17 protein-coding genes and 1 pseudogene are annotated in these 18175 nt (G+C 38.3%); 10 read left to right on the forward strand and 8 right to left on the reverse strand.

All coding sequences use genetic code 11. The features are described 5' to 3' along the window. The first annotated feature begins 198 nt into the window (after positions 1 to 198). On the forward strand, positions 199 to 1641 hold the full coding sequence (locus RCG19_RS20250; protein ID WP_308108610.1) for a DHA2 family efflux MFS transporter permease subunit: 1443 nt from the start codon (positions 199 to 201) through the stop codon (positions 1639 to 1641). 108 nt (positions 1642 to 1749) lie between these two features. On the opposite strand, the gene RCG19_RS20255 is transcribed toward RCG19_RS20250, so the two are convergent. Further along, positions 1750 to 1905: a type II toxin-antitoxin system antitoxin gene (locus RCG19_RS20255; protein WP_007083705.1), complete on the reverse strand. Its 156-nt coding sequence runs from the start codon at positions 1903 to 1905 to the stop codon at positions 1750 to 1752. Positions 1906 to 1918: 13 nt separating this feature from the next. Beyond that, positions 1919 to 2776, reverse strand: a complete 858-nt coding sequence (locus tag RCG19_RS20260; protein WP_308108611.1) for an SPFH domain-containing protein — start codon at positions 2774 to 2776, stop codon at positions 1919 to 1921. 196 nt (positions 2777 to 2972) lie between these two features. On the opposite strand from RCG19_RS20260, the gene RCG19_RS20265 reads away from it, so the two are divergent. The 3 genes from RCG19_RS20265 (at position 2973) to helD (ending at position 7610) form a co-directional block, all read left to right on the forward strand. Continuing rightward, complete coding sequence (locus tag RCG19_RS20265) at positions 2973 to 3815, forward strand: aldo/keto reductase (protein WP_308108612.1); 843 nt, start codon at positions 2973 to 2975, stop codon at positions 3813 to 3815. A 114-nt stretch (positions 3816 to 3929) separates the two neighbouring features. Beyond that, positions 3930 to 5111: a MalY/PatB family protein gene (locus RCG19_RS20270; protein WP_308108614.1), complete on the forward strand. Its 1182-nt coding sequence runs from the start codon at positions 3930 to 3932 to the stop codon at positions 5109 to 5111. A gap of 192 nt (positions 5112 to 5303) precedes the next feature. After that, entirely contained in the window at positions 5304 to 7610 is a 2307-nt protein-coding gene (gene helD, locus RCG19_RS20275; protein WP_308108616.1) for an RNA polymerase recycling motor HelD, read from the forward strand. A 164-nt stretch (positions 7611 to 7774) separates the two neighbouring features. On the opposite strand, the gene RCG19_RS20280 is transcribed toward helD, so the two are convergent. Continuing rightward, positions 7775 to 7960, reverse strand: coding sequence for a hypothetical protein (locus RCG19_RS20280; protein ID WP_308108617.1), 186 nt, complete (start codon positions 7958 to 7960; stop codon positions 7775 to 7777). Between the two features lie 143 nt (positions 7961 to 8103). Next, positions 8104 to 9207: a TDT family transporter gene (locus RCG19_RS20285; protein ID WP_308108618.1), complete on the reverse strand. Its 1104-nt coding sequence runs from the start codon at positions 9205 to 9207 to the stop codon at positions 8104 to 8106. A gap of 234 nt (positions 9208 to 9441) precedes the next feature. Between RCG19_RS20285 and RCG19_RS20290 the strand changes: the two genes are divergently transcribed. Continuing rightward, entirely contained in the window at positions 9442 to 9819 is a 378-nt protein-coding gene (locus RCG19_RS20290) for a hotdog family protein (RefSeq protein ID WP_308108619.1), read from the forward strand. 437 nt (positions 9820 to 10256) lie between these two features. Here RCG19_RS20290 and RCG19_RS20295 read toward each other — a convergent pair. Next, positions 10257 to 10406: pseudogene (locus RCG19_RS20295) on the reverse strand (hypothetical protein); the annotation flags it as partial. A 127-nt stretch (positions 10407 to 10533) separates the two neighbouring features. On the opposite strand from RCG19_RS20295, the gene tnpA reads away from it, so the two are divergent. Further along, a complete protein-coding gene (gene tnpA / locus RCG19_RS20300) occupies positions 10534 to 10938 on the forward strand; it encodes an IS200/IS605 family transposase (protein WP_308108620.1) in 405 nt (134 codons plus the stop codon). A gap of 4 nt (positions 10939 to 10942) precedes the next feature. Beyond that, complete coding sequence (locus RCG19_RS20305) at positions 10943 to 12358, forward strand: RNA-guided endonuclease TnpB family protein (protein ID WP_308108621.1); 1416 nt, start codon at positions 10943 to 10945, stop codon at positions 12356 to 12358. 202 nt (positions 12359 to 12560) lie between these two features. On the opposite strand, the gene RCG19_RS20310 is transcribed toward RCG19_RS20305, so the two are convergent. Then, complete coding sequence (locus RCG19_RS20310) at positions 12561 to 12728, reverse strand: hypothetical protein (protein WP_308111066.1); 168 nt, start codon at positions 12726 to 12728, stop codon at positions 12561 to 12563. 400 nt (positions 12729 to 13128) lie between these two features. Between RCG19_RS20310 and RCG19_RS20315 the strand changes: the two genes are divergently transcribed. Then, positions 13129 to 13836 (forward strand): DNA alkylation repair protein, encoded by a 708-nt coding sequence (locus tag RCG19_RS20315; RefSeq protein WP_308108622.1) that lies wholly within the window; start codon positions 13129 to 13131, stop codon positions 13834 to 13836. A gap of 122 nt (positions 13837 to 13958) precedes the next feature. On the opposite strand, the gene RCG19_RS20320 is transcribed toward RCG19_RS20315, so the two are convergent. Both RCG19_RS20320 and RCG19_RS20325 read right to left on the reverse strand, forming a co-directional pair. Further along, positions 13959 to 15044 (reverse strand): polysaccharide pyruvyl transferase family protein, encoded by a 1086-nt coding sequence (locus RCG19_RS20320; protein ID WP_308108623.1) that lies wholly within the window; start codon positions 15042 to 15044, stop codon positions 13959 to 13961. After that, on the reverse strand, positions 15041 to 15997 hold the full coding sequence (locus tag RCG19_RS20325; RefSeq protein WP_308108624.1) for a glycosyltransferase: 957 nt from the start codon (positions 15995 to 15997) through the stop codon (positions 15041 to 15043). Before RCG19_RS20325 ends, RCG19_RS20320 begins: the two co-directional genes overlap by 4 nt. Positions 15998 to 16073: 76 nt before the next feature. Here RCG19_RS20325 and RCG19_RS20330 point away from each other — a divergent pair, with 76 nt between their 5' ends. Together RCG19_RS20330 and RCG19_RS20335 are read left to right on the forward strand one after the other, a co-directional pair. Further along, entirely contained in the window at positions 16074 to 17279 is a 1206-nt protein-coding gene (locus tag RCG19_RS20330) for a polysaccharide pyruvyl transferase family protein (RefSeq protein WP_308108625.1), read from the forward strand. After that, positions 17261 to 18166 carry a glycosyltransferase family 2 protein gene (locus RCG19_RS20335; protein WP_308108626.1) on the forward strand — a complete coding sequence of 302 codons (906 nt, stop codon included), beginning with the start codon at positions 17261 to 17263 and terminating at the stop codon, positions 18164 to 18166. Before RCG19_RS20330 ends, RCG19_RS20335 begins: the two co-directional genes overlap by 19 nt. Positions 18167 to 18175: the final 9 nt, after the last annotated feature.

Here is an 18175-nt window from a genome sequence, read left to right on the forward strand (position 1 = left end):
TTTCCATTCTATTTAGGTATGGCAGCCTTCACCATCACCAATAAAGGGTTACAGGAATTTAGACTTTTATATGCATGCTAACTATTTTAAAGATTTGTGCCATCCAAACTTTCCTAAGCATTTAATTGGAGTATAAAAGGAAAACAAGGTAATCTGTAACAGTATATTTTTTTATAGGTTTGTAGGGGAGTTGGATAAATGGATAGAACAGAAAATAAGCATTCAATGATTGTGGGACTTTTGCTGGCAGGAACATTTATTGCCATTTTAAATCAAACACTGATGATTACGGCAATACCGCCGATCATGGAAGAAATGAATATTACCGCAAATAGTGCACAATGGCTAACGACCATCTTTATGCTGGTGAATGGAATTATGATCCCCATCAGCGCCTTTTTATTAGAACGATTCACCACAAGGCAATTATTTATTACAGCAATGGGTATTTTTGCGGTCGGAACCGTTGTAGGCGGGATTGCACCTAATTTTGCATTTCTCCTTTTAGGAAGAGTCATTCAGTCGATCGGGGCAGGGGTAATGCTGCCACTCATGACCACTGTATTTTTGCTGATTTTCCCGGTTAATAAACGGGGGGCCGCAATGGGTCTCGTCGGGCTGGTCATTTCCTTTGCCCCTGCCATCGGGCCAGCTTTATCCGGATGGATGATCTCCCATTTTTCATGGCGAGTGTTATTTTTTATCATTTTGCCAATTGCTCTCATCGACATCATTGTCGCCTATCGTTTCTTGAAAAATGTCACCGAGGTTGCCAATCCCAAAGTGGATATCCTATCCATCCTGTTATCTTCATTCGGTTTTGGCGGGCTTCTTTACGGATTTACCTCTGCAGGAAATTTTGGTTGGACGCATGCCGTCACCCTTCTATCTCTTGCGATAGGCAGCATATCGTTACTGGTATTTATTTTCCGTCAGTTACGATTGAAACATCCGATGTTGGAATTCCGAGTGTTTTCGTACACCATTTTCCCGTTCGCGATTATCATTGGAATGATCGGTTTTATGGGCCTAATTGGAGCGGAAACAATAATCCCGCTGTTTATGCAGCGGATGAGGGGATTTTCCGCATTTGAGGCGGGTCTTGCTTTATTGCCTGGTGCACTGATAAGCGGGATCATGGCACCGATTGTAGGGAGAATCTTTGATAAGGTCGGAGCAAGATGGCTTGTGATGATCGGCTTAACGATCATGACAGCGGCCTCGTTTGCCTATACCACTTTAAGTCCTTCAACCTCGATGACCTATATCACCGTCCTTTACGGAATACGAATGTTTGGTCTTTCGATGGTCATGATGCCGGTGGCAACAGCTGCCTTGAACCAGTTGCCAAAACGATTAATTCCGCACGGGGCTGCTATGGATAATACGATGAAGATGATTGCCGCTTCGGTAGGAACCGCTATTCTTGTTACCGTCATGACGACAACAGCGGAAGCAGCAAAACAGCACCCTGACATATCTTATCCGGATATCCACGGAGCAAATATCGCCTTTATGGTCGTATCCATTCTTTCCTTAGTAGGATTGATCCTATCCTTTTTCATTAAAAATAACCGCCAGGTCGAAGAAGAGGCGGAGGGAAAAAGACAACCAAATGTTGGTGTAAACCTTCAAGAGTAAGTCCCAATATAAAAACAAGGGTAGAAATAACCTAATCATTTTGGATTAAAATTACATGAAAGAATTCCGTCCTCATGAACCACACATGAGGACGATTTTTATTCTATTCTATTCTTTTTTTAATCGTCCGGCTTTTTTTGCAGCCTCTTTTAAGATGACTTCGATTTGGGCGTTCACACTTCTAATTTCATCTTCCGCCCATTTTTCTAGCACTTCATATAATTTGGGATCAATACGAAGTGGAAATGATTTTCTTTTCGTCATTTACGACACAACCTTAATAAATGCTTCCTGTATTAATAATAGGCTGCGTTCCTTTTTCGGAAACAATCGCAACCATAAGATTATTCACCATTTGCGCCTTTTTCTCTTCATCAAGCTCGACAATTTCTTGCTCGGCAAGCTGATCGATTGCAGCTTTTACAAGTCCAACAGCACCGTCGACAATCACCTTACGGGCAGATAAAACAGCCTGGGCTTGTTGTCTTTGCAGCATGGCAGAAGCGATTTCGGATGAATAGGCGAGATGCATAATCCGTGCTTCGATAACATCTACCCCGGCAACATCTAGTCTTTTTTGTAAATCATACATAAGTACGTCTGCTACTTCATCGCTGTTCTGACGAAGAGTAAAGGTGTTTTCCGCATGATCGAATGAATCATAAGCATATCTGCTGGCAATATGACGAATACCGGTTTCGCTTTGAATTTGAATGAATTTTTCATAGTTTTCAACGTCATACATTGCCTTTGCAGCATCCCTAACTTTATACACAACAACGGCGGCAATTTCAATCGGATTCCCTTCCAAATCATTCACTTTTAGCTTCTCGCTGTTAAAGTTTGTCACGCGTAAGGAAACGCTACGCTTGAACGTAAAGGGAATGGTAGCCCATAATCCTTGATCGCGAATGACACCGAGATAGGTACCAAAGAACGTTAATACTTTTGCTTCGTTCGGCTGAACAATGGTTAAACTTGTGGCAATAATCAATCCTAAGAGTGTGACTACGCCTCCGGTAACTTTTTCAGTAATAGTTCCAGTAACGAGTAGAAAAATGCCAAAACCAATACACAAAAGCGCAATGATCAATGCTGCAAAACCGTTCATTTTAAAAATCGACTTCTCACTCATTGCTTTTCCCCCTTTATATTAAAAAGTGATATAAAAGTGATATCACTTTTATATCATATTACAGATGCTAAAAAAAGTAAAATAATAAATGGTTTACCAATGTTTGCTTCGAGAAAAAGCTTCACAAAAATCACCATCAATGAAATTAATTCAAAATTATGCTAATCTTTTGATATTACTGAGAGGAGTGATTTGTATGGGTAATTTAATTCCTGAAATAATCCTAAATGATGGGATGAGTATACCGGTAATCGGTTTGGGCAGCTATAAACTGAAGGGGAATAATGGAGTCAATTCCATCCTAAGTGCCATTGATATCGGCTATCGACTCATCGATTCTGCTTATAATTATGAAAATGAAGGAACGGTAGGGGAAGCCGTTAGACGGAGTTCTGTTCTAAGAGAAGAATTAAGAATTACATCTAAATTACCTGGTCGCTATCATGAGTATGACAAAGCGGTTACGACCATCCAAGAATCGTTATATCGCGCCAATCTTGATTACTATGATTTATACTTGATTCATTGGCCGAACCCAAAACAGGAGCAATATGTGGAAGCATGGCAAGCATTAATTGATGCTAAAAAACAAGGGCTTATTCGTTCGATTGGTGTTTGTAATTTCCTGCCTGAACATTTGGAGCGGTTAGAAAAGGAAACAGGTGTTAAACCAAGTATCAATCAAATCGAATTACATCCATTTTTCAACCAAGCGGAACAACGAAAATGGCATGAAGAGAATTCAATAGCAACAGAATCGTGGAGCCCATTTACCCGAGGATTGAAGGACATAAATATTGACCCGTTTCAAACAATTGCCATACAGCACAACAAGACCATTTCACAAGTCATTTTACGTTGGCATTATCAACTGGGGGCTATTTCGATTCCGAAATCTGCTTCACCTGCACGACAACTTGAGAATATTTCTATTTTCGACTTCTCCTTAGATGATGCAGAAATGAGGAAAATTTCAGACTTAACCCGTCCAGATGGCAGAATTAACAATCAAGATCCTGCTACATATGAAGAATTTTAACCTATAACAAATAGACAATCTTGACGCACACCACGATAATAAATAGGTGATGTGCTTTTTTTGCAAGGAATGGGTAAATTAAATTCATTGTAAAATAGGAAAGGTGGATTTTAGGTGAAATATAATTTTGATGAGATTATCAACCGCAGGGGAACGCATTCATTAAAATGGGACGGTGGAAAATTCCTAAAAGAAATGGGTTTTACGGAAAGATATGATGAGGATACATTACCATTATTTACAGCTGATATGGATTTGCCCGTACCACAGCCATTAATAGATGCTTTGCATAAAACAGTGGATCATAAAATTTTTGGTTATTCCATATTTCCGGATGCCGATTTTGAAGCCATTCAACATTGGTTTACTAAGAGACATGATTGGGCGATCAAAAAGGAAGAAATCGTCTTCAGCCCAGGTACTGTCCATGCTTTAAATATGGCAGTACGAGCATTTACAGAGCCTGGTGATGGAATCATGATTCAGCGTCCAGTTTATCCACCCTTTACATCAGTCATAGAGGGTAACGGAAGACAAGTCGTTAATAATGCTCTGAAATGTGATGAAGAGGGGTATTATTCAATCGATTTCGAGGATTTTGAATTGAAAGCAAAAGATGAAAAGACTAAAATGTTCATCTTATGTAATCCTCATAACCCAACTGGAAGAGTTCTTCAGAGGGAAGAGCTTCGGAGGTTATCCGAAATTTGTGAAAAAAATAATGTACTCCTCATTGCTGATGAAATTCACGGAGATTTAGTTAGACGTAATCAAACCTTTATTCCAATTGCAAAAGCTGCGGACAATAATGATCATATTGTCACATGTACTGCAATCAACAAAACCTTTAATGTTGCAGGGCTTCATTGTACCAATTTGATCATCCATAATTCAGAGCTGAGGAAAAGATTCATTGAAGTGATGGGCTTTCATTTAGCTTCACCGTTTACCATCTCTGCGCTAATAGCTGTATACAATGAGGGAGAGGATTGGTTAGAGCAATTGAAAGAATACATTGACGGCACAATGGAATGGATCGTAAACTTCCTAGCTGAAAGAATGCCTAAAGTGAAGGTGAAGATTCCAGAAGGAACGTATGTCATGTGGATGGACTTTAGTGCATATGGCCTTTCACCTGAAGAAGTACATGATCGTATTTACAACAAGGCAAACGTTTTATTAGAGGATGGAAAAATGTTTGGCGAGGAAGGATTAAACTATCAGAGAATTTGTATCCCTTCTCCAAGACCGATTATTAAAGAAGCATTTGAAAGAATGGCAAGAGAATTTAACTAAAATAAAAACCATTGTTATTATGAACCAAAAGCTGGAACCTGTGATAGTGTAAATAAAAGGCAGTTAAGCTTACTCTCCAGGGTAAGCTTTTTTCAATTTTTCGCTAATTCAAACTTGACTGGTACAAAAGGTTTGGTTTACTCTTAATACCCAACTATTAAAAATGACAAAGAGAGGTGACATGTAAAAAAGATGAGTGCCAAAGAACAAGTGTCTATCCGTGACCATAAAGACTATCAAACAGAAGTGGAGCGCTTAGAGTTTACTAAGGAATACATTCGAACTGTGTTAGAGATTTCTAAGGGAAATAAAGAATTTTTCCTTGAAAATGTGAAACAAGCGTTGGCTGATTTGGACCCTCAGGATAGTAGTACGAGCTATACGGACCTTCTAGCGAATGCAAGATTTCTTGAATTAGCTGAAAGCGAACTAAAACGACTGGAAAGCGTGATCGGCAAACCCTATTTTTCAAGGATTGATTTTACGAGTGATAGTACGAATAAGGAAGAAGTTTTGTACATAGGCAAGGTATCCTTGTTTGACCGTGTGTCCCAGGAGCCTATTATCGTGGATTGGAGGTCACCGATTGCCAATGTCTACTATGATGGCCGGCTGGGAGATGTGTCATATGAAGCCTATGGGGAGACACAAACCGGTTACCTGGCATTAAAGAGGCAGTATGAAATCGTCGATGGATTATTAAAGGATATCAGGGATATCGATTTGACAACACATGATGAACTTTTGCAGAAATCACTGTCAGGTAAAGCAGACAATCGATTGACAGAAATCGTTGCCACTATTCAAAATGAGCAAAATGAAGTGATCCGGGCATCATTGAAGCACCCCATTATCGTTCAAGGGGCCGCCGGAAGCGGGAAAACAACCATCGCACTCCATAGAATATCCTACTTTCTCTATTCCTTCGGGATTAGATTCCCTCCAGAAAAATTAATGATTCTCGCTCCTAACCGGCTGTTTATTGATTATATATCTGCCGTATTACCGGAATTAGGAGTAAACAAAATAAATCAAACCACCTTTATCGATTTTATGAAAAGTTGCTTGGGGAAGAAGATAAAACTATTTTCTCCCAATACGAAACTTATCAAACTCCTTGAAAGTAAAGGAACATCGAAATCGCTCCAATGGGTTTCCAGTTTTAAGGGATCACTCGAATTTAAGGCAGTAATGGATAATTATCTAAAGGAAATAGAAGGAAATCTTGCACCTATAGAGGATTTTAGAGTAGAGAAATCCATTCTATTGAAAGGCCAAAAGCTTAAAAAGCTATTTTTAAGAGAATATACATACTTACCAATCTATAAAAGGATCAGTAAACTAAAATCCTTATTAGAAGATGATTTGAAAAAGAAGAAATCCATTATGCTTGCGAAATTGAATAAAAAATACGATGATGCCCTAGACCAGGTCTTATACAGCAAGAGGCTCGATTCGGAAAGAAGAAAGCAAAAAGTGACCATGCTGATGGACAGGAAAGAAGAAAGATTGAAGCAGGTGGAGCAGGAGGCAAAGACAGCAGTAAAAAAATATATGGAACCGCTGGTCATGAAAGATATTTTTACCCTATATAAGGAATTGATGTCTTCACCGGAATTGATCAAAAAGCATTCCACTACCCTTACGGATCAACAATGTACACTCTTAAGTTCGTTTTGTCAGAAGATCTTTGCCAGAGGGGCATACGAACTGGAGGATTTAGCCCCATTATTTTATATGAAGGCAAAATTGGAAGGGATTGAGGAAAAGTATAAAATGCGGAGTATCTTTATTGATGAAGCCCAGGATTACAGCTATTTTCAATTTGCCGCCTTAAAGGAAGGCTTCGAAACCGACTTATTTACCATTGTGGGTGACTTAGCACAAGGAATTCATTCCTATCGTGGCTTAAATAGTTGGGCTCCGGTATTGACCGATATCTTCCCAAATGCGAATTATCAAACCTTACAAAAAAGCTATCGAACCACCGTTGAAATTATGAATTTGGCTAATGACATCTTGCAGCTGCTAGAACAAGACTTACCAAAGGTAGAGCCGGTCATTCGCCATGGTCAAAAACCGTTGTTTATACCCATCGATCCTACGAATCTAGAACAAGTTCGGTTGCGATTAGAACGGAATCTTGCCTTATTAAAAGAGGAAGGGCTTCACTCCATTGCTATCATTGGCCGAACAGACAAAGAATCTCAAAGAGTCCATGAAATCCTAAAAAGTAGTCAATTTCCGATTCAATTAGTGGTGGAAAAGGAAGATATGAAGAAGGGGCATATCGCGATTTTACCTTCTTATTTATCGAAGGGGTTGGAATTTGATGCCGTGTTGATTGTATGCTTGGAAGAACCGTATGCAAAAGTCGATTTGGATATCAAATTGTTGTACGTGGCGATGACAAGACCGATGCATCGATTGTATTTATACGGGGGTGGACCATCGGACTTTTTATTACATTTTGCGGACGATGGTAATTTCGAAACGTAAAGGGAGAAAGAATAAACTTCTAGGGGCAGATCCCCAATGTGCTAACGCTTTTGCACACTGGGGGTCTGCCCCAATAGCCCAAATCCTCTGCCAATCAGACAAGCATTTGGGCCAGCTTGTACTGTTTTATTACCTTCCCATTCACTATTTTGTTCTTTTGATAGTTATGAACGCTGTATTCCTGATGTCGAGAAGCTTTTGACCAATTGTTGTAAATTGCGGTGTGCTTCTCTTAATTTGATTGTCTCATCGATGATTCTTTGGAATCCTTCTAAATCCTTATCAGATGCATTTAATAATGACTTCGGTATACCTTCGACGATTTGTTGTAGGGTTAATTCCATGTTCAAGGACAACGACCACCTTTCAACTTTTTCCCAAGACCATTATTAACGTCTTCTTTATTATTTTTTTATAGCGATGTCTTTTTCCTGCATCCATGGTAAAAAACTTATCAACATTAATCTACAAATTCATGTCGAAAGGGTGCGCATTATAAAGTGGAGGTTACATCGTTTTCTCGAGCAATTTGTTTAGATGTGTTTTTAGTAGATTCAATAATAAAGCGTAAACCCAGCGTCAGTTCAATGATAAGAAGAAGGATGATGAACCACACGCCCTCTTTTAAGATTGTATCGATCACAAATGATCCGATAAATAAGTGGTTGTGGAATAGGGCAGTAAATGTATAAAACATGGCAAAGGTAAACACACGGCTCCATTGGGTTACATCATAAATGAAGATTCCATTTTTAAACCCGTAGCGGTTAATTCGTCTAATTAGCCGATACACTTCAATGGACTCCACAAGTAAAAAAAGTATAAAGGCTGCTCTCCAAATAAATCTAATCAAATCGGTATGTATGATACCCGTGGTTAAACAGGCAATCCCTGAAATAGATAGCGCCCCATGCAAAATACAGTTTGTATTGTTCCAATCTACTTCAATGGACCAAGAACGGTTTACATATCGATTGATAATAAGGGAAACACAAACCAGATAGAGACAAAATCCAATGATGAGTAATGATAGGTTTACACTTGATGGAAGTCCTTTATAAACGGTGTTAACTAAAAGGACAATCGACTGGGTGCTAACTGTTGTTAGCAGGAGGATTCCATGTACATTCCGATAGGATTTTGTTTGAAACATTTCGACAAAAGTCTTTAAACTAATCGCAATATAAATCATCCATAAAATAATATTGATAAAGGCAACAATTTCTGAAATAAAACCCCATTTTGAAAATTGTTTAAAAAATAAAATTCCGCTAATTGATGTACCAGCCACCCACGTCCCAATTCCAAAACGGTTAATTGGATTGGAATAGTGAATGTTTTTAAATCTTCCATCCAGATAGGCGATAAAAAATGATAAGATAAAAGCAAACCATAATGATAGGTTGATAATACTTAGAGTCTTTCCAAGACTGTGTTGAAAGAATGAGATTCCAAAGTAGTTTAAAAGAACCCCCTGTATAAAAATCCCGATGGACATCACAACAGCCATGGTTGAGGTTCTAATATATATTTTTTTAAAAGTGAAAAAGAAAATGATGCAGACAAAAAGAAAAAGCATGATTACTATATAAAACATGTTTATCACCGTATAAAGATTAAATTTTAGATAATTATACCATTAATCATTCCAATATGGGACCTGGGGGCAGGTTATATTGAACAAATAGTAGGTTTGAAAGGATGGGAAGCACCGAACAGACTCGGTTAGGGGATTGTGTCTCTTTTTTATATGAAGCAGGATAGTTGTATTTTGTGTGGTGTTTTTGTAATATTCTGATTACCGTCTACTATAATTTTTAGGGGGATGTATATGTCATTAAAGGTAGGGGACATCATTACGTTTGAACGGACTTTTACAGTAAGGGATGTTGAATTATTCACAGAGATTTCAGGTGATGAAGGGATCCATCATATGACTCCAGATGAACAGGGTAGGCTTGTCATTCAAGGGTTATTAACGGCAACCCTACCAACAAAAGTAGGTGGGGATGCTAACGTGCTGGCCCGGACGATGCATTTCGAGTTTTTAAGACCTGTGTTTACGGGGGATACTATCATTTGTGCGGTAAAGATTGAAAAATACGAGAGGCAAGAAAATAATAGAACAGCTATTAACGCAACCTTTTTATGTAAAAATCAGAATGAAAAAGAAGTATTAGAAGGTGATTTTTCAGGTGTCATACTTTAATCTATTAATCCCCATAACTTGAGCTATGGGGATTAAATCATTTTCAGTTTTTTATATACTTACACTACAAGGCATATATATTATATGGAGTACAGTATTTGTTTGAGAAAATGAAAAGATTTAGTTGATGTCACAACCTAGTAGATATGGTCAGTGGGGTAGACACCCGAAGTGCTAGCTAAAGGTTAGGCACTCCAGGGCGTCTGGCCTCTTTTTCTTTTTTTAAGCATGTTTCTGAAGTGATTCCTCTAAAAAGGTGGTCAAATAGGCAACATTGGTTATTTTTTTATTGCACTCAGCACTGTCTAGACAAATATAATTTCCAATTGCTTTATAGTAGTCGGGATTATTTGACTTTTTGGCTTTGGTGATCGTTGAAATAAAAGCTACTTTTCCAAAACGATTGCAGAATGAACAGATATTATCCTTATTTAAAATCATTTTCTTTTTTCTCGCGAGTACACAATTTTTTTGATGGTTTCAATGGATAGAAAATACACTTCTGCTAACTGGTGGATGCCTTTTCCAACAGAAAATGAATGTTTGATGGAGGCATTTCGCTCATCAATAAACTTTCTTGCCCCTGAATGACCAAAACAAACAACCGCAAGCCCCTGCATTTATGTATGGGGTGAGGTTGTTTATTGAATTTTTATGGAACAAGTGTTCCTGAAAATATTGAAATTAGTTTGAGATTTATGATATAATAAATATATGAAAAGTCTAATAAAATATAAAAGCAATAATAATGTAGTATATTCATGTAAATATCATGTGGTTTGGTGCCCGAAATATAGAAGAAATGTCTTAATAGACGGAGTAGATGATAGGCTTAAATCTATTATTTTAGATGTGGCAGGGGAGACTCGTTCTGAAGTGATTGAAATGGAAATAATGCCTGATCATGTACATCTCCTTGTTGAATGCGACCCACAGTTTGGAATTAATAAACTTATTAGAATGATGAAGGGAAGAAGTTCCCGTTACTTACGAAGTGAATTCCCATGGTTGAAAAGTAGAATTCCTTCCTTATGGACCAACAGCTATTTTGTTTCCACTGTTGGCGGTACAACACTTGAAGTGGTGAAGCAATACATAGAAAACCAAAAAGGGGTGTAATCCCATGGCAACATCAAAAGATAGAACTCCCTCATTTGTCGCGACGATTCGATTGAAAACGGATTCAAGGGAAGAGAAGCAGCTTTTGGTGTTGTCTGATTGTGCAAGGCAGCTATACAACGCCTGCCTTGGCGAATGTTTGAAAAGACTTAAGAAGATTCAAAGCACGGAATTGTACAAGGAAACGATTAAACTTTCAAAAACGACTGAAGCAGATATAGAAAAGCGCAGAGCAAATTTTAAATATCTCAATGAGACATTCAGATTTACCGATGCCTCCATCCAGTCATTTGGAACGAAAACGAAAAATGATTCCGTATTTATTGCAGAACATTTGGGAACGCACGTGTGCCAAAAAATCTCTACCCGCGCCTTTAAAGCCACTCAGAAATTTGCATTTAAGCAAGCAAAAAAAGTGAGGTTTAAACGTAAAGGTGAGTCTGTATCAATTGAAGGGAAAAATAATAGGACGTATCTAACCTACTCGAACGGATATGTTTTCATTGGGAAAAAACTTACATTGAGGTGTCTATTTGATCCGAAAGATAAATGGACAGAGCATGCCTTACAGCAGAAGGTGAAATTCTGTAGGATTATAAAAAAAGAAGTAAAAGGGAAAAACCGTTTTTATGTTCAATTAATCTTGGAAGGATATCCCTATCGTAAATATGAATTAGGAAAAGAAAAGATTGGACTAGACATTGGCCCCTCCACGATTGCGATGGTAGGGGAATCGAAAGCAGAACTAAAAGAGTTTTGTGATGAAGTGGTGTTACTAGATAAAGAAAAAAGAAGAATAAACCGCAAAATGGATAGGCAGCGAAGAGCCAATAATCCAGGTAATTATCAGGATAATGGGGTAGTTAAAAAGGGAAGAAAGAAATGGATTCACTCCCATCGATATATAAAGACTCGTTCAGAGCATCGCGAATTAGAACGTAGAATCAAAGAAGTGCGGAAGCAGCTTCATGGGCGGGACACGAACCAAATCTTACAGCGCGCTTCTTTTATTCAAACGGAAAAATTATCTTACAAAGCCTTTCAAAAAATGTTTGGAAAAAGTATTGGCAGAAAGGCGCCAAGTATGTTTATTACCATGTTAAAACGTAAAGTGAAATCGCAAGGTGGGAAACTACGGGAATTTCCCACCTACTCTACGAAACTTTCTCAAACCTGTCACTGTGGAATCATCAAGAAGAAGTCACTCAAGAAAAGATGGCATAAATGTGAGTGCGGTGTAGTAGCCCAACGTGATTTATACAGTGCCTTTTTAGCCAGATATGTAACCCCATCCAATTCAGTTGATATCCAAAAGGCCAAAGAGGATTGGATTCATTTCTCCGAAGTGTTGAATGAGTGTGTTTCGAAGTTGGAAAGAATGAAATCGGAAAGAAAGTTTATTTCAACATTTGGAATCTAATCCTGTTGAGATGGCAGGTTCCATCTCTCGGTGCAGACGTACCCCGAAACAGTCAATAAGTTGTGAGTGGCAAGGGAATCCAAGCCCATGTAAATAGTCCTGTTTCGATTATTTGCATTAGAACGATTTCGGCTGTCGAAGCCTTTTAAGCCAAAGTGAAGTTTATTTTCTAGATTCATTCTAGGAATTGGAAGAGCCTAGGTTATTTAAAGGTGGAACCCCCTCCATTTATGGATGGGAGAGCGTCAGTTCCCCATTTTCGATAGGTTTTTTCCGGTTTAGGGATATAAAGGGTTTCCCCTTGAACATATTTTTGAATTTCTGCTAGTAGCTTATCAGGTAAAATGTTGCTTGCGTTTACATATTTCATTGTTTGCCAGCCCCTTATTTTTTTGATCAATAAGGTGCAAAGCCGCATAGTAGAAATAAAATAAAAGCATACTGGGCGATTTTTAAAAGATAAATGTCCGCCCCATGCAAAGTATCGCCTTTCCAATACGTGGCTTTGCATGAGAGGCTGAAGTCCCTGGTAATCTATATTGATTTCCCAAGACTCATCACCTCCTGAATCTAAGGAATGGTCTTTACCAGTTTGGTAAGAGAATATAGACATTATAAATGAAAATGGACCGTAGTGCCTAGTTGGATTTACAAAGAATTCTACCAGTACAATATTTGTAGGAAAATTTAGGAACAAAGGGGAAGAGATAGTATGTTAAAATAAATGAAATCAAGTCCTTATAAGGATAATAGGAAGGAAGTGCAAAACAATGGATTTCGAAATGGTTATGCAGGAACTGGAAGCGCTCGGCAAGGAACGAATGAAAAAGATGTACATAAGTAATGGCGCACATGAGCCGCTTTTTGGGGTGGCTACAGGCGCAATGAAGCCGATCGCAAAGAAAATCAAGAAAAACCAGCCTTTGGCCGAGCAGCTTTACGCCACAGGCAATTACGATGCTATGTATTTTGCCGGCATTATTGCGGACCCAATGGCAATGACGGAGGCGGATTTTGACCGGTGGATAGATGCGGCGTATTTTTATATGCTGTCCGATAATGTGGTTGCGGTAACTTTGGCAGAAACCGATATTGCCCAAGAGGTTGCCGATAAATGGATAGCAAGTGGTGAAGAACTTAGAATGTCGGCAGGCTGGAGTTGTTACTGCTGGCTTTTAGGTAATCGCCCGGACAGTGAATTTAGCGCAACCAAGTTGGCCAGTATGCTCGATTTGGTGGAAAAGACGATTCAGGATTCCCCTGATCGAACAAAATCTGCCATGAATAATTTTATCTACACGGTCGCGGTTTCCTTTGTACCACTCCATGATCAGGCGGTTGCAACCGCAAAGGCAGTAGGCCCAGTGGAAATCAAGCGTGATAAGAAAAAAAGCAGCATCCTGCTTGCTTCCGAAAATATTCAAAAGGAGATAGATAGAGGGAGACTCGGTTTCAAACGTAAATATGTAAGGTGTTAATTTAGTTTTTAGTGCAACAACGTTATATTCTGTAAGATTGAATTTCTATACGCAGATTGATAGTGTACACGGCAGAAAATAGACCTCCATTTTTATTAATAAGAATGGAGGCCTTCTTGTGTTTAGAAAAAACGCATAATAAACGATTGATGTTCCTTTTGCACGTTCATTTTTTCCTCTTTTAAAATAGTGATTGCTTGTTGGGTATGAATCGTTTCTTCTTTCATTTTGATATAATTCACAAGCGATGGGATACTAGTGCTCACCGTATTGTCCAGTTGGTTAATGGAAGCGGCGAAGTCAAATCCTTTAGAACGATACGCTAATTGGATAAAGGGTGTAAGACTTGCAGCGGATAATATATTGGCGTGGAGTTTAAGGTTAATAGAGAAATGACAACCCGCCAGGAAATGGAAAATTTGTGTGGCTGTGCAAATCTCATTGATTAGGGTTACTTCTTTCCGGTTATTGATGCTTTCATACAACTCTTTACAATAGATTAAATCCTTATCCCACATAGGGAAAATAACGATGTGGTACCCTTTTGAAATAAGATAGTTACAGCTTTCAATAAGCTGCAACTTTAATGCTGACTCATCGGAGCCAAATAAACGATTGTAAGTGGTGCCCCAATTAACTGCGACCATTTTTCTGTTTAAATCGAGAAAATAATTGTCCCTAATATAGTGGTCAACGGGTGGATTAAAAATTAATCCTGGGTCTCCAATAATGGAATAATGGACGGTATCTGGAGCAAGTCCATTAATAAACCAGTTTGTTATGGGGCCTCTTAGACCGGAGTATGTTGCCTTTTCAATCACATGTTTAATCCGATCTTGATCAATTTCCCTGTTGTTAAAGAATGAATGTGGAGTATATTTATTTTGATCGCTATAAGAGGCAATAGCCTCCTCACTTAAATAGTCAATGCCTGTCCCATAACAATAAAGCGGTATCCGCATTTGAATCGCTTCTTCAGCAAGAGTTAAGAACAGATTTCCTTGGAGTAATGAACCGCCACCCAAAATAACGGCATCAAAAGGGCTCTCATTGTAAAAGTCCTTTAGGGATTTACCGGATGATAGGGGAAAAGTAGAAATAGTATGCGGTTTAGGTGACCATTCGTTCATAGCTTGTAAAAATGCTTCATAGCATACTTCATCGCCAATATTATTGAATCCCAGGTATCCGAGATACAACAGTCTCATTTCCTTTTTTCCTCCTTTTGTTTTGCAATAATTTTTTTAAATTGTTTTTCTAGTTGCTTTGCCCTTACCGTTACTGAATGTTTTTTCCTTACCATTTTATATCCGTTTTTTGCGATCGCTTTTCCCTTAGTTTGATAGTTTTGTAGATAATAGAATGCTTTCTCTATAAAATTTTCTTCGTTGATGTCAATATAATGAACACCAGGTACGAATCCTAAATCGAAAAGTTCGGCAGAGGAAGGCGCGAGTAGTAAGGTGTTGCAAGCCAATACTTCATAATATTTCATAAGGGGATAGTGATAGATTGAATCACATGTGAAAAAAATTTTTGATTGGTTTATCTCCTTTGCATACCTTGTCCCTACCAAAAATTGATTTTCATCATAACTTTCATGTAGGTAACCCGGGTGTGGATGATAAGTAAAATGAGGATCCTCCCTCAATTGTTGTAGGATTCGATCCCTTAAAGGGTATACGGATTCCAGCACAACTCCCATCATTAAAAAGTCTAAAGTTTTTGGTAATTGGTAGTCCTTAAATACGTCGATATTTACAAAATGAGGAAGCCAAATCATTCGATCCTTATATTCCGGGTAACCGGATAGGAATGCATCTCGATAATGGGTAAAAATGTACTGGACATTGTTTTGTTCAACAAATTGTTTGCGAGCTTCCATTTGATAATGTAAATCATGCATGATAATTCCAAATGGAATAGGACAATCCTTCAATCCTGTTATTTCTGGACACCTTGTTGGCCTTATATCATTTAATAAGATAAAGTCAGGTTTGAAATGAATAGTTGCAAGAATATCGTTAATATCACCTGGTTCCTCCCAAACTTCTACGACCATCCTTTTTTTTAGCGCTTCCGTCAAGTAATAGGTATTACGTTCAATTCCATTCATCCAATTCTTCGTAATAAATAGTAATCGGACCCTTCTAAAGAGCATCTTGATCTAATCTCCTTTCATAGGGTGTAATAGGATCAGACAAGCCTTATCCCTATATTCTATTCGGTTTATTAAAATGGGAAACGTGGATATTACCCTATTTATCGCAGATAAAGAACCATTCTTTCCTTTTTATCGTAAACTATTTCAAATGATGAATAAGGTGATGAAATTGAATAATATTGTCATTTCAGGCTATTATGGTGAAAGAAATACAGGGGATGATGCTCTTTTAGCATCCACAGCATGGGGATGTCGAAATATAGTAAGAGCAAATACATTGCAGGCAACGGCTATACATTTGCCATTGTTAGATAAACAATGCCCAGTTACTCCTCTATTTGTTGAAAAAGAGTCGATAAAAAATGAGAACTTACACAGTCTTTATCATCATTGCATGGCTGCTGATTGTATTATCTATGGGGGAGGATCTGTTTTTCATTCGACAGATAAAATGGCAAGAGACTGTGACCTCATTGATTTAAATAAAGGGAAAGGGGCTGCAGCCATTGGAGTGTCCTTTGGACCATTCAGGGATACGGCAGCAGAAAATACTTGTAGAAGATTGGTTGAGAAATTTTCTTATATTGGCTGCAGAGATGAAGAAAGTGTACAAATAATCAATAAGATTGCACCACATGTTAGAGCTGAAAGAACCTTTGATTTAGCCCCATTACTACTTAAAACGTGTGATAGTTTTACAGGGGTGGAAGGAGAGAGGAAAGGGCTTGGGATTTCATTATGTCATTATGAAAGATATATTGGTGGAGATCAGGAAATAGAAAGCAAGAGAGTTCAGAAGGTGATAGATGTATTGAATACCCTTTCTCCTAATGATATAGACGAACTCGTGTTTATCGACTTTAATGGACATGAACTATTTGGCGATTTTACCATTCACCAGGAAGTCATTCGTAAACTCAATACTACTATTCCGATTAAGCATATCAAATATAATCATGACCCGATTGCAGTATTAAAGAGGATAGCGAATTTAAAAGCTCTTGTTGGGATGCGTTTGCATAGTGCCGTATTTGGCTTTTTAACCAATACACCTACCATTATCTTTTCGTATCACCCTAAATGCATCGGCTGGGCAGAACAAATAGGGGCATCCTCATCCTTTACCATTGATTCACAACATTTTCAAAAGGATCAACTTCAAATGTGTATCTTAGATATCTTATCAGGGAACTACACAAAACCAACGCTTTCTCTAAGCGATTCGCAAAAATTAGCAATGAAAAACTGGGAGGGGGTTTTATGTACGATGTATCCATAGTCATCCCCTTATATAATAAAGAAAAATTTATTACAAGAGCGGTAAACTCAGTATTAGCACAAACCTTTCAAAATTTCGAACTAATTATTGTGGATGATGGCTCGACAGATAGGAGTTTGGAGTTTCTTACGGTTTATGGTGATAAACGGATTCGGATAATGACCCAAGAACATCTAGGGGCTTCTTGTGCAAGAAATAGAGGTGTGATGGCGTCGAAGTCAGATCTCATTGCATTTCTGGATGCAGATGATGAATGGATGCCCACTTTTCTAGAAACGATTATCGATCTTTATCGAACATATCCAGGAAATGGTGCGTATGCAACCAGTTACGCAGTAGTCCTGCCTTCTGGGAAAAAAGTATTCCCAAAGTTCAAGGCAATTCCAAGGTTTCCCTGGAGTGGTGTCCTTTCAAATTACTATGAAACTGTTCTAGGCGAGTTGCCAATTATCTCATCGGCGATTGCCATCCCGAAGAGCACTTTCTTGGAAGTGGGTGGGTTTGCCGAAGGAAATCATTTGGGTGAAGATCAAGATATGTGGTTCCGGATTGCTCAACGATTTGACGTGGTTTATAATAATTCGATTGAGGCCATTTATTATCGAGGACAGGAAAATAGTGTCTGCGCTGATCTCTCGATCCTACAGCCATACCCTGTTATCGAAACAATCAAGAATGCCTGGCCCAACCAAACCTCAAATAATCGAAAATTATTAGAAAAGTATCTACAAAAGCTTGAATTGGATTTTATTAATAGACTGTTAGATGCGAATCGATTCGATCAGGCGCACGGCTGGTTATTAAAATGCCATACGAAGTATTATAAAAGATTAAAGGTTCAATTAATCTTTAAGTATATTTGGAAAAAATTCATCCTACGACTATAATGGACCTTT

It is taken from the genome of Neobacillus sp. OS1-2, from assembly GCF_030915505.1.
In the GTDB taxonomy this organism is placed as follows: Bacteria; Bacillota; Bacilli; order Bacillales; family Cytobacillaceae; genus Neobacillus.

Excerpts from the sequence above, each read along its gene's own strand:
- RCG19_RS20250 (WP_308108610.1), top strand. The coding sequence starts at position 199 with ATGGATAGAACAGAAAATAAGCATTCAATGATTGTGGGACTTTTGCTG.
- RCG19_RS20255 (WP_007083705.1), bottom strand. The coding sequence starts at position 1,905 with ATGACGAAAAGAAAATCATTTCCACTTCGTATTGATCCCAAATTATAT.
- RCG19_RS20260 (WP_308108611.1), bottom strand. The coding sequence starts at position 2,776 with ATGAGTGAGAAGTCGATTTTTAAAATGAACGGTTTTGCAGCATTGATC.
- RCG19_RS20265 (WP_308108612.1), top strand. The coding sequence starts at position 2,973 with ATGGGTAATTTAATTCCTGAAATAATCCTAAATGATGGGATGAGTATA.
- helD (WP_308108616.1), top strand. The coding sequence starts at position 5,304 with ATGAGTGCCAAAGAACAAGTGTCTATCCGTGACCATAAAGACTATCAA.
- RCG19_RS20285 (WP_308108618.1), bottom strand. The coding sequence starts at position 9,207 with ATGTTTTATATAGTAATCATGCTTTTTCTTTTTGTCTGCATCATTTTC.
- RCG19_RS20290 (WP_308108619.1), top strand. The coding sequence starts at position 9,442 with ATGTCATTAAAGGTAGGGGACATCATTACGTTTGAACGGACTTTTACA.
- tnpA (WP_308108620.1), top strand. The coding sequence starts at position 10,534 with ATGAAAAGTCTAATAAAATATAAAAGCAATAATAATGTAGTATATTCA.
- RCG19_RS20305 (WP_308108621.1), top strand. The coding sequence starts at position 10,943 with ATGGCAACATCAAAAGATAGAACTCCCTCATTTGTCGCGACGATTCGA.
- RCG19_RS20310 (WP_308111066.1), bottom strand. The coding sequence starts at position 12,728 with ATGAAATATGTAAACGCAAGCAACATTTTACCTGATAAGCTACTAGCA.
- RCG19_RS20315 (WP_308108622.1), top strand. The coding sequence starts at position 13,129 with ATGGATTTCGAAATGGTTATGCAGGAACTGGAAGCGCTCGGCAAGGAA.
- RCG19_RS20320 (WP_308108623.1), bottom strand. The coding sequence starts at position 15,044 with ATGAGACTGTTGTATCTCGGATACCTGGGATTCAATAATATTGGCGAT.
- RCG19_RS20325 (WP_308108624.1), bottom strand. The coding sequence starts at position 15,997 with ATGCTCTTTAGAAGGGTCCGATTACTATTTATTACGAAGAATTGGATG.
- RCG19_RS20330 (WP_308108625.1), top strand. The coding sequence starts at position 16,074 with ATGGGAAACGTGGATATTACCCTATTTATCGCAGATAAAGAACCATTC.
- RCG19_RS20335 (WP_308108626.1), top strand. The coding sequence starts at position 17,261 with ATGTACGATGTATCCATAGTCATCCCCTTATATAATAAAGAAAAATTT.